The 14,944-nt window shown below is 42.7% G+C and carries 8 protein-coding genes; 7 read left to right on the forward strand and 1 reads right to left on the reverse strand.

The features are described 5' to 3' along the window. The first annotated feature begins 37 nt into the window (after window positions 1-37). The 6 genes from BSAG_RS19815 to BSAG_RS19790 all read left to right on the forward strand — a co-directional run bounded on the left by BSAG_RS19815 (window position 38) and on the right by BSAG_RS19790 (window position 10,812). On the forward strand, window positions 38-3,400 hold the full coding sequence (locus BSAG_RS19815; RefSeq protein WP_008770349.1) for a SusC/RagA family TonB-linked outer membrane protein: 3,363 nt from the start codon (window positions 38-40) through the stop codon (window positions 3,398-3,400). 12 nt (window positions 3,401-3,412) lie between these two features. Beyond that, entirely contained in the window at window positions 3,413-5,014 is a 1,602-nt protein-coding gene (locus tag BSAG_RS19810) for a SusD/RagB family nutrient-binding outer membrane lipoprotein (RefSeq protein ID WP_004310486.1), read from the forward strand. A gap of 42 nt (window positions 5,015-5,056) precedes the next feature. Continuing rightward, on the forward strand, window positions 5,057-6,070 hold the full coding sequence (locus BSAG_RS19805) for a glycoside hydrolase family 18 (RefSeq protein ID WP_004310485.1): 1,014 nt from the start codon (window positions 5,057-5,059) through the stop codon (window positions 6,068-6,070). 24 nt (window positions 6,071-6,094) lie between these two features. Further along, entirely contained in the window at window positions 6,095-7,108 is a 1,014-nt protein-coding gene (locus BSAG_RS19800) for a BT_3987 domain-containing protein (RefSeq protein ID WP_004310484.1), read from the forward strand. 11 nt (window positions 7,109-7,119) lie between these two features. After that, on the forward strand, window positions 7,120-8,334 hold the full coding sequence (locus BSAG_RS19795; RefSeq protein ID WP_004316748.1) for a DUF1735 and LamG domain-containing protein: 1,215 nt from the start codon (window positions 7,120-7,122) through the stop codon (window positions 8,332-8,334). Window positions 8,335-8,460: 126 nt separating this feature from the next. After that, window positions 8,461-10,812, forward strand: a complete 2,352-nt coding sequence (locus BSAG_RS19790) for a glycoside hydrolase family 3 N-terminal domain-containing protein (RefSeq protein WP_004316746.1) — start codon at window positions 8,461-8,463, stop codon at window positions 10,810-10,812. A gap of 285 nt (window positions 10,813-11,097) precedes the next feature. On the opposite strand, the gene BSAG_RS19785 is transcribed toward BSAG_RS19790, so the two are convergent. After that, on the reverse strand, window positions 11,098-13,182 hold the full coding sequence (locus BSAG_RS19785; protein ID WP_008016805.1) for a BT4734/BF3469 family protein: 2,085 nt from the start codon (window positions 13,180-13,182) through the stop codon (window positions 11,098-11,100). Between the two features lie 1,018 nt (window positions 13,183-14,200). Between BSAG_RS19785 and BSAG_RS0222565 the strand changes: the two genes are divergently transcribed. Beyond that, window positions 14,201-14,635: a hypothetical protein gene (locus BSAG_RS0222565; protein ID WP_004316740.1), complete on the forward strand. Its 435-nt coding sequence runs from the start codon at window positions 14,201-14,203 to the stop codon at window positions 14,633-14,635. Window positions 14,636-14,944 lie beyond the last annotated feature (309 nt).

Below are 14,944 nucleotides of genomic sequence, written 5' to 3' on the forward strand. Positions count from 1 at the left end.
TAACTACCAATTTTCTAATTAAACTCGTTACAAATCTATGCAAAATTATTGTATCGTCCAATTTCTTGGAGGATTAAAGTCGCTTAGACGAACCTTAAAAGAAATATCATTGGCTATGAAATTACTATTAATGCTGCTCGTTTGTTCTGTTGGGCTGACTTATGCGTCTGACGGATATGCACAAAGAAACTCTATTTCGTTGAACGTGAAGAACAGTACTATCGAAGAAGTGCTGCACACGATTGAACGTGAATCCGGATTCGGCTTTTTTATTAACAGCAAGAATCTGAATCTCAATCGCCGGATAACGGTTTCCGTATCGGATAAAAATATTTTTCAAGTACTGAAGCAAGTCTTTGAAGGTACCAATATTGAATATAAAATACTGGATAATCAAATTGTACTGACAGCTAAGGAAACGGAAGTTGCCCAGCAAAAGGTACAAAACGTTAAAGGTACGGTAGTTGATAAAAATGGAGAACCGCTAATTGGCGTTTCCATTGTGGAGAAAGGAACTACTAACGGAACAGTGACGGATCTTGATGGAAATTATACGTTGACTGTTCAGACTGCCAATCCGGTGTTGTTATTTTCATATGTGGGTTATCAGAAAAAAGAACTGCCTGTTGTCGGTTCGGTCTTGAATGTTACTTTGGAAGATGATTCGCAAGTGTTGAACGAAGTAGTGGTCACCGCCCTTGGTATTAGAAAAGAAGCGAAAGCACTTTCTTATAATGTGCAGGAAGTATCTGCCAGTGAAATTGTTGGTGTTAAAGATGCCAACTTTGTAAACAGCTTGTCCGGTAAAATAGCCGGTGTGGTTATCAATTCCAGTTCATCTGGTATAGGTGGCGGAGCAAAGGTGGTGATGCGTGGTGCAAAATCTCTTTCCGGAAATAATAATGCATTATATGTAATTGACGGCATTCCGATGCCTTCATTGGAAACGACACAGCCGGATGACTTTATGACTGGTATGGGGCAGTCCGGTGACGGTGCTTCCATGATTAATCCCGAAGATATTGAAACGATGTCTGTATTAAGTGGTGCTGCCGCTTCTGCACTTTATGGAAGCGATGCAGCTAATGGGGTTATTATGATTACCACGAAAAAAGGTACGAAAGATAAACTCCGTGTCAGTTATGCTAATAACACCTCGTTCTTCAATCCGTTTGTAACTCCGGAGTTTCAAAATACTTATGGTGCAACGACAGGTGAACTGAAAAGTTGGGGGCAGAAAATGGGACAACCCAGTAATTACGATCCGTTAGATTTCTATCAGACAGGATGGAATGAAACTAACTCGTTGACTATCAGTAATGGTAATGAGAAGAACCAGACATTCCTTTCTATGGCTGCTACCAATGCAGCGGGCATTGTTCCGAATAACACGTTGGATCGTTACAATTTCACGATCCGGAATACAACTAGTATGCTCAATGATCGTTTACGCCTTGACTTGAGTGCTAGCTATATGAACGTACGCGAACAGAATATGGTATCACAGGGTCAGTACTTTAATCCGATAGTTCCGGTCTATCTGATGTCACCGAGCTACAGCCTGGATATGCTTCAACAGTTCGAAATGTATAATGAGACTCGTAACTTCAAGACACAATATTGGCCGTGGGGTAATCAAGGGATTGCTTTGCAGAATCCCTATTGGATTGTCAACCGCGACAATTTTGTCAATCATAAGAATCGTTTTCTTATAAGCGGGGGCTTGAACTTTGAAATCACTAAAGGTATAACATTAGGTGCACGTGCTAAAATGGATTATACCTCGGCTCTGTTTGAAAAGAAATATTCGGCATCTACCGATAATATCTTTTGCCAGGACTTTGGTGGTTATTACAAAGGCGATGCCTCTACCCGTCAGCTTTATGGTGATGTGATGTTGAATATAGATAAATATTTTGGTGATTTCTCATTAACAGCTACGCTGGGAACCAGCATTCAAGATGTCAACTACCAGTATTTCGATGTCGGTGGTAGTTTGAACTCGGTAGCCAATAGCTTTACAACGCTTAATTTGATGCAGTCTACCGTGAAGTTTCAGCAAGATGGTTATCATGACCAGACGCAGTCTATTTTTGCTACCGCACAGTTAGGATGGAAAAGCAAACTTTATTTGGATGTAACTGGGCGTGTCGACTGGTCTTCTGCTTTGGCATGGACCGATGCGAAGTCAGTCGCTTATCCATCGGTAGGTCTTTCCGCAATTCTGACTGAACTGTTGCCTATCAAGAACGATGTATTTACTTTCTTGAAAGTGCGTGGCTCGTATAGTGAGGTAGGAAATGCTCCTACACGTTATATTGCTTATCAGACCTATCCGTATGAGTCGGCTTCTCCCACGACAGCTACTACGTATCCTAACACAGATATTAAGCCGGAACGTACCAAGGCGTGGGAGGTCGGTTTGCAGTCTCATTTTTGGAACGATAAATTAGAGTTGAACGTATCTTTATATAAGACATCCACCTACAACCAATTGTTCAATCCTTCACTCCCTTCATCTTCCGGTTATTCTTCCATTTATATCAATGGTGGACAAGTGGATAACAAAGGTATTGAAGCCAGTCTGACATTGAATCAGCCTCTCGGACCGGTGAAATGGAACTCTACGTTCACTTACACTCTCAATCGCAACAAAATTAAAAAGTTGTTGAAGCCCACCACTCTGTCAGGCGGAGAAGTTGTTAGCCAGGACATGATGGATCTTGGGGGGCTTGAAATCGTGAAGTCACGTCTTTTTGAGGGTGGTTCTATCGGTGACTTGTATGTGACTGCTCTTCGCACAGACCATCACGGGTATATTGACGTGGATTATGTCAATAATACAGTGGCTATCGACGACAAAGCCGGTGAACGTAAGGATGGTTGGATTTATGCTGGTAATTCTCAAGCTAAATACATGATGGGATGGCGTAACTCCTTCTCTTGGAAAGGGCTGACATTGAGCTGTTTGATTAATGCTCGTATCGGTGGTGTGGTTGTTTCGCAGACCCAAGCATTGATGGATGCTTACGGTGTTTCCAAAGCTACGGCTACAGCGCGCGATTTAGGATATGTATTGATTGACGGTCACGAAGTGCCAGCCGTGCAGAAATATTACAGTACTGTGGGAAGTGGTGTAGGCTCGATGTATGTCTACAGTGCTACAAATGTCCGTCTTGCAGAATTGTCTCTCGGTTATGATGTTCCCGTTCAAAAGATAATTCCTTGGATTCAGAGCATGAACGTCGCCTTCACCGGACGCAACTTGTTCATGTTCTATTGTAAGGCCCCTTATGATCCTGAACTGACGGCAAGTACAGGTACACACTTCAGCGGTATGGACTATTTTATGTTGCCGAGCCTGCGTAATTTAGGCTTCTCTGTTAAACTTAACTTCTAAAGAATCGACAAGATGAAACAGATATCAAAATATATAAAAGTTGTTAATGGTACGTTGCTTGCCGGAGGCTTGCTGCTTACAGCCTGCACCAGCCATTTTGAAAGTTGGAATATTAATCCGAATGAGGTAACTCCGGAGCAGATGGAACGCGATAACCTTAAAACGGGAGCTTACTTTACACAGATGGAGAGGGGCATTTTTGTGGTAGGTAAGGATAAAGGCGGTTTGTTTGAGGAAACTCAGATGCTGACCGGTGACATATTTGCCAGCTACTTTGCTCCTGTCAAGACGTGGGATTATGCCGGAACAGAAGATAACGACTGTTATAAACTTTATCGCCAATGGTATAATTCACCGTTCAATAACGCTTATACCGAAGTGATGCAGCCGTGGCAAAGTATCGTAGAGAATACCGATGAGGTTTCACCTGCACGTGCTTTGGCTACTATTGTCAAGGTGTTTGGTATGAGTCGTATTACGGATAAGTATGGTCCCATTCCTTATTCTAAGTTTGGTACAGGTATTCATGTGGCTTATGACAGCCAGAAGGATGTGTATTATCGCTTCTTTGAAGAATTGGCAGATGCCATTGATGTGCTTACTGGTTATAACAGCCGAACGTCCGAACCGTATATGGAACGTTATGACTATATTTATAATGGTAGAGTAGAGAAGTGGATAAAGTTTGCCAATACACTCCGTCTCCGTTTGGCAATGCGTATTTCTTATGTGGATGAGACAAAAGCTCGGACAGAAATAGAGGCTGCGATTGGTCACAGTATAGGACTGATGACGTCTGTTGATGATAATGCGGTTTTAAAACAGTCTGCATCGTTCACTTTCATCAATGAGTGGTGGGAAGCATTTGAAAGTTTTAATGATTTTCGCATGAGTGCTACTATGGATTGTTATTTGAAAGGTTTGCAAGATCCGCGTTTGGCATGTTACTTTAAGGCTGCGGTGAAAGATGGAGCATATCATGGAGTCCGGAATGGACAAACTAGCCGTAATCAAGGAACATTGTCGGAGGCTGCTTCCAGTATGAATGTGGAACAAAACGATAATATAGAGTGGATGGGCGCCGCTGAAACTTATTTTTTACTGGCAGAAGCTAAATTGCGTTTGAACTTGGGGGATAAGACCGTGCAGGAGTATTATGAAGAAGGTGTGAGAATTTCTTTCTCTTCCAAAGGTGCTACGGGGGCAGATACTTACCTCGCGGATGATACTAATGTACCGGCTACGTCTTTTGTAGATCCGACAACCGAACGTAGTACTGATGTAAGTAGTATGGTTTCAAACTTGACTGTGAAGTGGAACGATAATGCTACTGAAAGCAAGAAACTGGAGCGTATTATGGTTCAGAAATGGATTGCTCTTTTTCCTGACGGGCAGGAGGCATGGAGTGAGATGCGTCGTACAGGTTATCCGGGAATTGTTACTATCAGTTCGAATCGTTCCGGTGGTGAAGTGCCTGAAGGAGAACTTATTAGTCGTCTGAAGTTTCCGACAACAGAGTATTCAGACAATGGCGAGAATACGCAAGCTGCTGTCTCCCTATTGAAGGGTACGGACATTGCCGGTACACGTCTTTGGTGGGATGTAAAAAGGTAATCAGATATATAATGTAGAACAATCTAACTAAGTAATTAGAATATGAAAACAATGAAATACTTATTGGTCGCGCTAGCCACAGGCAGCTTGATGGCTGCGTGTAACACGGACATTGAATCGTTGACCATTCAGCGACCGTTGACTTACGACGACCAGTACTACCAAAACCTGCGCGATTACAAAGCAAGCGACCATGAAATTGCTTTTGGATGGTTTGCGCAGTATGGAGCTCAAAACTCAGCGGCTGTTCGATTTATGGGATTGCCCGACAGTCTCGATATTTGTTCTATGTGGGGTGGTATTCCTGCAAAGGAAAATACTGAGATATGGGACGAAATTCGTTTTGTGCAGAAAGTGAAAGGTACCAAAATGCTCTGTGTGGCAATTACACGTATTGATGCGGAAACTGACGAACACGATTTTAAGAAGGCTTACAATGAAGCAAAGGCAATGCCGGAGGGTGATGAACGAACCGTTGCACTTAATCGTTCCTTTGAAATGTATGCTGAATATTTCCTTGACCAGGTGTTCCTGAATGATCTTGACGGCTTCGATGCCGACTATGAACCGGAAGGTGACTTTTTGAGTGGTTCAAATTTTGAGTACTTCTACAAGCATATGGCTAAATATATGGGACCGAATCCGGATATCACTAAAGAAGAGCGTCTACAACTCATTGAAGAGCGTTATGGTAAAGAAATAGCTTCGCAAGAAGGCATTTGTGACAAAATGTTGAATATTGACCAGACATCTACTAGTATGACAAGTCTTGTTCCATATAGTAATTATTGTTTCCTTCAGGCGTATAGTGGTGGAACTGGCGCTGGTGGATGGCCTGATGAAAAGGTGGTATACTGCTGTAATATGGGTGACGGCTGGCAGGGTGATATGCAGTCCATGTACAATCAGGCACGTTATAAACCGGCGAATGGCAAACGCAAAGGAGGTTTTGGAGCATTCTTTATCCATCGTGACTATAATGTACACGAATACAATCCTGAGCCTTACTATCGGTTCCGTCAATGTATCCAAATACAGAATCCGGCTGTCCATTAATTAACTTTTTAATGAAAGATGACTATGAAAAATAGAAAGAATCTGTTTTATATAAGTATGTTCGCCATCTGTGTGCTTGTTTTTACTGCCTGTGGCGATGATGAGACTTACGATGTTTATGGAGATCCGTATAATAGAGTGTACGTTTTGGATAATTCCAAGGAGTATAAGATAGTACAGACTCCCATCAGTACAGTCAGTAATGTAGATTTCACATGGGAAGCAAAATGCTCAAAGAAAGCGAGTGGTGACATTAGAGTAACGGTAGCGGTTGATAACTCCTTGATTGATGCTTATAATGAAGAACATGACACCGAGTTTGAAGCCTTGCCTGTTGAGGCTATTGTACTGGAGAATAAAGAAATGACTATTCCTGCAGGAGAAATGGTAGTGGCAGATGCTGTACATCTAAAATTGACTGATGACGTGAATGTTCTCTCTACTCTTAAGAGTGAAAAAGGATATATTGTTCCTTTGCGTCTAGTTTCGGCAGAAGGTGGTAATTCGCAGTTGAGCACTAATATGCTGGCGCCTTCTTTCTTGACTATTACTGTGACTGAGGATAATATGAATCATGAAGCTACCCAATATACAGGTACTGGTACATTAGTGGCAGACCAAACAGGATGGACCGCTACCACCAATGGAACTGTTCAGTCTTGGTATGAACCGATTGAAGCCATTTTTGATGGAAATTATGAAACTTATTGTTCTATCTCTAATCGGTCGGGTGAGCTTTTGCTGGATATTGATATGGGGAAAGCATATTCTTTTGATAGTATCAAAATGACAAGTTCCGGATATGATTATGAAACTTGGACTGAAAAAGAGGTCGGTGCGTTCAGTGCCGGTATGACTGTCAGCACAAGTGATAATGGTACGGATTGGAAAACACAAGGAGAAATTGAACGTAATGCCGAAGATTGTGTTTTCTATGCTCCGTTGACTGCCCGATATATTCGGATAACTGTTCCGAATGCCGGTGGTTGGTATGGTGCTTCTTTGGAATGTGGTGTATTTAATGTTTATGCTAAATAATAATTGAAGTTATGAAGAAATATACGCTCTTATCTTTATTAGCTTTGTTGCTTTGTGTGTCAGGTTGCAAGACTGAACCTGATTACAGCGATGCTGTCTATATGACTGGCACGTTGACTTCTTCAAATGTGAAATTTCTCGTTGAGGGGCAGTCTACATTAGGTTTGACCGTGACTTCAACCGATAAGACGGACACTGATGTGAAAGTTGGTGTGCAGGTGGCTCCTCAGCTACTTGAGTCTTTTAATGCCTCTACCGGTCGTAACTGCCAAATGCCTCCCGAAGGTAGTTATAGTTTTGAAGGTGGTGAAGTGGTGATTCCAGCAGGGCAGAACCAGTCTACGCAAATCAAGGTAACTGCTGATTCCGAAAAATTACAGGAGGGGGTATCCTACTGCCTTCCTGTATCTATTACCTCTGTGTCAAATAGCGATCTGAAAGTGATGGAAACTTCCCGTACCGCTTATGTTATGTTGACTAAGGTTATCAATATCAAGGCTGCTTATCTGGCACGTCGGGGATATTTTAATATTCCTTCGTTCGGTGATCAGGAAAAAAGTCCGGTGAAAGCACTCGGACAGATGACATTAGAAATGAAGGTACTTCCAGTATCCTTCCCTGTCGGTTCTGAAAGAAATGCTAATGGTATCAGCTCATTGTGCGGATGCGAAGAAAACTTCCTCTTCCGTTTTGGTGACGGTGCCGGTAATCCTGTGAATAAATTGCAGTTCGTGAAAGGCTCTATCGGTTCGGCTTCACATCCCGATAAGAAAGACCATTATGAATCGTGGGTAGAGAAAGAGTTTCCTACCGGTCATTGGTTGCACTTTGCTGCCGTATATGACGGTCAGTATTTACGTCTTTATTTGGATGGTGAGCAGATTCACTTTGTGGAAACTAAGAATGGCGGAACCATTAACTTGAGTATGGCTTATGACGGTCATACATGGGAAGACACTTTCTCCATCGGTCGTTCAGCCGGTAATGCTCGTTTCTTTGATGGTTACATTAGCGAATGTCGTGTGTGGAACGTAGCGCGTACATCCGCACAGATTGAAGATGGTGTTTGTTATGTAGACCCAACCAGTGAAGGGCTCATAGCCTACTGGCGTTTCGACGGTGAAACGCAGGATGATGGTTCGGTGCTTGATATGACAGGTCATGGTCACAATGCTGTGCCCGGTGGAACCATTACCTATGTAGACAATCAGAAATGTCCGTTCTAAAAGAGGTAAAATAGAGGTTGTTCTTTAGTACGATGAGGTCTGCTGTCGAATCGGTTTTGCGCAAAGCATTACGGGGAGATGGCAGACTTCTCTTTTTAATATCTTATTCGTTTATAAAAAATAGTTATGCTAAATAGAATCTGTAAATCACTACTGTTTACGGCTATGATGACAGGAGTTGCTTATTCCTTTGCACAGCAACTTCCGGCAGTAACCTATAAAAATCCGACTTTGCCGGTAGAAACAAGAGTAGCCGACTTACTATCCCGTATGACGTTAGAAGAAAAAGTCGGCCAGCTCCTTTGTCCTTTAGGGTGGGAGATGTATGAAATCAAAAGAAACGATGTTTTTCCTTCTGATAAATTCAAGCAACTCATAAAAGACAGAAAGGCCGGTATGCTTTGGGCAACCTATCGTGCCGACCCGTGGACAAAGAAAACATTGTCAACCGGATTGAATCCCGCTTTGGCTACAAAGGCCGGAAATGCCTTGCAAAGGTATGTAATAGAGAATACCCGTTTGGGAATTCCCTTATTCCTTGCCGAAGAAGCACCGCACGGTCACATGGCAATTGGTGCAACCGTTTTTCCAACCGGAATCGGAATGGCTGCTACCTGGTCGCCCCAACTTATCCGTGAAGTAGGAAAAGCAATCGGCAAAGAGATACGTTTGCAGGGTGGACATATCAGCTATGGACCTGTGCTCGATTTGGCTCGTGACCCGCGTTGGTCTCGTGTAGAAGAAACCTTTGGTGAAGATCCGGTATTGACGGGTGAAATAGGAAAAGCGATGGTGGAAGGATTAGGAGGCGGTGATTTGTCACATCCATACAGTACATTAGCTACTCTCAAACACTTTCTTGCTTACGGTATCTCGGAAAGCGGACAGAACGGAAACCCCTCTTTTGCCGGTATACGTGAGCTGCACGAGAACTTCCTGCCCCCGTTTAGGCAAGCTATCGATGCCGGAGCATTATCAGTAATGACTTCTTATAATTCGATGGACGGTGTTCCCTGCACAGCCAATCACTCTCTGTTGACCGAACTTCTTCGGAATGAATGGAAATTCAGAGGAATCGTCGTTTCTGATTTATACAGCATAGAAGGTATTCATCAAAGCCATTTTGTTGCGCCCACTATGGAAGAAGCAGCTATTCTTGCATTGTCAGCCGGAGTAGATGTAGACTTGGGAGGCGATGCATATATGAATCTGATGAATGCTGTAAACACAGGTCGTATCAGTAAAACAGCACTTGACGCTTCTGTCGCCCGTGTTCTACGATTAAAATTTGAGATGGGGCTGTTTGAAAATCCTTATGTAGATCCTGAAAAAGCAAAGAAAGAAGTGCGCAGTGAAGAATCTGTAACTTTGGCACGCCGGGTAGCACAAGCTTCAATCACGTTGTTGAAGAATGAGCACTCTTTGCTTCCGTTGAACAAAAATAGGAAAGTTGCATTAATCGGACCTAATGCAGATAATCGCTATAATATGTTGGGGGATTATACCGCTCCGCAGGAAGAAGAAAATATAAAGACTGTCTTGGATGGAATCAGGGCCAAACTTTCTTCGTCGCAAGTGGAATACGTGAAAGGCTGCTCCATTCGTGATACTGTGACAACTGATATTGAACAGGCCGTTGCAGCCGCTCAGCGTTCCGAAGTCATTATTGCCGTGGTGGGAGGTTCCAGTGCCCGTGATTTCAAGACCAGTTATAAAGAAACGGGTGCGGCCATTGCCGACGAAAAGACGATCAGCGATATGGAATGTGGCGAAGGGTTCGACCGCGCAACACTCTCTTTATTAGGAAAGCAACAGGAACTGCTCAAAGCCTTGAAAGCTACAGGAAAGCCATTGATAGTCGTTTATATTGAAGGCCGTCCCTTGGATAAAAACTGGGCATCAGAAAATGCAGATGCAGTATTAACCGCTTACTACCCGGGACAAGAAGGAGGGATTGCTATTGCCGATGTTTTATTTGGTGATTTTAATCCGGCAGGACGATTGCCATTTTCTGTGCCCCGTTCCGTCGGACAGATTCCACTCTATTATAATAAGAAAGCTCCTCAAAGCCATGATTATGTAGAAATGTCTGCTTCTCCGCTTTATCCTTTCGGATATGGTTTGAGTTATACCTCTTTTGATTACTCGGATTTGCACCTGTCAGCCTTGATGCCACGTTCTTTCGAAATTTCATTCAAAGTCCGGAACACAGGAAAGTACGACGGTGAAGAAGTAGCTCAACTTTATTTGAGAGATGAATACGCTTCAGTAGTGCAACCGTTGAAGCAATTGAAACATTTCGCACGTTTCTATTTGAAGCGTGGTGAAGAACGGGAAGTGAAGTTTATTTTATCCGAAGAGGATTTCTCGCTTGTCGATCGGAATTTAAAGAAGATTGTGGAGCCGGGAACTTTTCAGATAATGATTGGTGCTGCTTCCAATGACATAAGATTACAGACGAAAGTGGAGATAAAATAGGAGATACTTCGCAAGGAGGAGTAGATAAGGATACAACTATCCGGAAAAACCAGATAGTTCAAAAAGAAGGTAATCGGATGATATTAAATAAGATTACCTCTATTCATCTATGAAACAAAACTCTCAAATTTAGATCTCATAATGATTGGTACCTGTTTTATTGTCATACTGTCAGGATTATGTGCAAGTAGATGAATATCAACGTTCTATCACCTGACAATAACCATTGATAATAGGCTGACAATAAAATATCCCGACTTTTATTGTCAGCCTTACTTTTATCTCTTATGATAGCTTTATTACCTGATAAACAGTACCTTTATAAGTATGCTTCGAAGGAATACCGCATTTTTGCAGCAATCTCCCGAAGTGGTATACTTTGTTATCAGACAATGACATACCGCTTTTCTTCTTCAGATAATTCAATATTTCGACCGGAGTAAGAAATTCCCCTTCCTCTTTCGTTTGCGCAGTCTTGAAATACTGGTAAAACAATTGCAACATAGCCGGTGTCTGCTCAAACTCACGGTTGTTTTCCGTCATAATCTGCTCATCCTCACTGTCAAACCAGTAGCGTTCGCCATGATGAATCTCGTGCATGGCTTGTGCATAAAGCTGTTCATAATCTATCGGCTGTGTAGTGTCGATGTTTCCCGTCACTTCAATACAAATGAAACGGCGGCTTCCCGAAGGATCAGTCAACAAATCCTTCTGATTGCTTGTGCCGATAAATGAAGCATACCGTTGCAATTCAAGTACCGAGCGACCGTGCGGTTTCCGTAGATTGACCACAGGCTTTTGAAGAATATGTTTCAGAAATCCCTGTTGTGGCAGAGTTATCTGGTCAAACTCATCGATATTGATGAGCGCAAACCGATTCAGATACAGTTCTGCATCCCGTTTATGGCTGAAATCAATGCTGTCTGTATAGTAAGCGCGAAGCGCAGGCGGAATCATTTCACGACAGAAAGTTGATTTATGAGTTCCCTGTCGGCCCACTAATATGGGCGACGTATTGTTCGCGTGCATTTTATCTACTCCTCTCCAATGTGAAACCATATTCAGGAACCAACGGTGGAAAAGCAATTCCCAATGCGGATTTTTGCAAGGAACCCTATTTGCCAAAGCATGAATACGGTCTTTGCCGTCCCAATGAGGCAGATGAAACAGGAATTCTTCCAACGGATTGTAGATCGGCACACGGTTGGAATGTAAGTATCGGTCTATGTCCCTGTCCCATACGCCAATACCTTCGGATTGGGCATCAAGCATGATACTGTTTTGTGCCCGTTTGTCAATAGGATGAAAATAAAACTGAAACGAGAAACGCTCCCGGTATTCCACTTCCCCGATCTGCGTATTATAACGGAACTCATAACGACGGTTCATAAATTCGTCCATCTGCAGGCTAAGGCGTTGCTCTTTAGTCAGGCAGCTGCCTTTGGGCACTCCCTTACATTCCTTATATACGTTTCTTATCATTTCGCGTATCAGCATCGGATTTTTTCTTTTGTAATAACGCATGATGGTCCGTCGGGTTACCTCCTCTTCCGGGATGCCGGAGTAGTAACAATTTTCGGCAAGCGGGACTACTAACGTTTGCAAATCATGATCGTTCCGATGCCAGTCTGTTTCCATTTCTTCAAATGTCTTCCGCAATGCTGCTTCATAAAGCAATGCTACAGTATCTTCCGTGTCATACCCTGGCAGTGCTCGATTCAGTGGAGATGCTTCAGTGCTCGATTTCTCATGATAAGTCATCTCGCCGGGCATACCGATGGGTTGTGAAAGATAGAAGGGGACAGGGGTCGGACGGTAAATCAAGTCCGGATCATAACTAAGACGTGAGAATTGTTCCAGTTTCGGCTCTTTTAATAGAATGTTGAAGGGAAGTTGAGGCTGATAACATTTAATGGCAAGCCGGTAAGCATGTGCCTGAAACACTTCGGCTTCTTCCGTTGTTTGCGGTAAAGTACCATCCGGACGGGTGAAGCAAGTCCATATCTTGACACTTTTACCACTTGCACCCATAAAAGCCAGCATTGTTTGGGGAAGTTCGGCTGCCTTTTGCTTCACGATTTCCACTTCTGTCTTTCCGGCTAGCGGGCCGATGGTCAGTTCTACAATGCCATTGTAGGTTTTCATTCGTTTCACTCCGTTCACTCGCCCGAAGGCTGCTGCGGGAATCACTCGTGGTAGTTTGTTGGCGAGGGAACAAGGCTCGTCGGGTAGAACAAAATGCAGGGCCTGACGTAATCCGGTTACCGGGCGGAGCTTGGTTTCTTTTTTCATTTTTTCTATCAGCAAGTCGATGTCTGTCACGCTTAGTGCCTCCGTATCTCCGTTTTCCCTGATTTGTGTAATCTTCATTTTTCTTCTCTTGATATTTAATGAGAGTAAGTGTTTGTTATTGGTTTCAAAGGTACGGATAAGGTACTTGTAAAACAAACTATTTGCGCTTTATCGCGATAAAGAATGTGTTTTCTTGTTATACTCTATTCAAGAAGGCGGACTTGAGACATTAACAAGTAAGTAAAGATATGCTCGCCACTGTGTATTGTTGCATAAAGACACCGTTATTCTTACGTTAACTTACCGGTATTGGTAGTTCGCCACGGCCGTGACGAGATCTTCCCACGGCCGTGGTAGGAATTCGTCACGGCTGTGGAAAGAAGTCACCACGGCCGTGGGAAGGTGAAGATACCGGCACTTTAGCTGAACAATACTGCTGCCTTAGCTGAACAATACTGTTACTTTAGCAGGACAATACCTGCTTCTTTAGTGAAAGATACCAGATGCGCAGCATTCATTTAACGGGGGCGACATTCGCTTCGTAGCGAGTTTATATTTTTTATACGCTCTTTGCTAATATTGAACTTCCTCTCTTTCAATACAAAACTTCCTGTATTTATTTCCGTATTTCCACTTTGTTTCGAAAAAAAAGCATATCTTTGTCATACGCTTTCTGTTCACCAGTGTGGTGAAACAGGTAAGAAGCGTTATTTATTTTGAAATAGGAATATTATTGCATTATCCCCCTCCTCTGAAATCTAGCAAGTTTCTTTTCCAAAGAGGGGTGATTCAACAGATATTCCACGTGAATGGTCGTATGTCAACATATCGATGAAAGATGTGTTATATATAAACGATTAGCGTGGATGTCTGTTGTTATCATTATCTTTTGGAAAGGTTTTGCTAGGCCTCAGAGGTGGATAATGATTCAACAGCATTCACGCTTTTATTGTACCCGGTTGGTTTCATGATCCTTATAAATCCCCAACCCCAATCTCCTGTCCGCCCGGAATACAAAAAGCGCGAATGTTTGTTGAATCAACATCAACAGAGCACTATTTATTCCTTGTTGTATAACAAATTAAAAACAAACACTATGTCACAATGGATTAGCATAGAAGCGGCAGCCGAGAAATACCGACTCGAAAAAGAGTATATCTGGCTTTGGGTGGAAATGAAAAAAATCACAGTGTCTTATGAGAACGATACAGTTTCCATAGATGATGATAGTATTCAGCAATTCATAAAACGGACTAAGCTGGGAATTACGTCTGAATATATCGATGAGTTAGAGCAACTTTGCATGGAAAAAAACAAAACCAGCAGATTGTATGCTTCACTCTTGAATATGCGGGATCAGGAATTAATGGCAATTAGAGGACAAAGTTCGCGACTGGACGGTTTATGGAAAATGGTGGAGGAACAATACGAAAGACTGCGCTCCTTCGAGAAGAATTCTATGCTGGACAACGCTATTTGTAGCAACTGCTGGATCAGAAAGATATGCAGGAGATTGAAACGAATTCTATAATTCTGCCGTGAATTTAATCTATTAAATAGTCGCCCCTTAGAATGTGCTTTTACGCCTAATAATCAACATATTAATATATAAATTGCTTTGATATATCTGCAAGTTTTTGTATCTTTATGGTTGAAAACTTGCAGATTATTATGATAAACAAGACCACCCCTCAGCCCTCCTTGTTCAGCTCTTTGACAGACCAGCTGAATCCCAGGCATCCCTTATACCTGCTTGCCAATAAGATAGACTGGCGCCGTTTTGAAGAAGCTTTCTCCCCGCTATACTGTGCCGTCAACGGTCGTCCGGCCAAACCCATCC

Origin of the sequence: Bacteroides sp. D1 (assembly GCF_000157095.2) — a bacterium.
In the GTDB taxonomy this organism is placed as follows: Bacteria; Bacteroidota; Bacteroidia; order Bacteroidales; family Bacteroidaceae; genus Bacteroides; species Bacteroides xylanisolvens.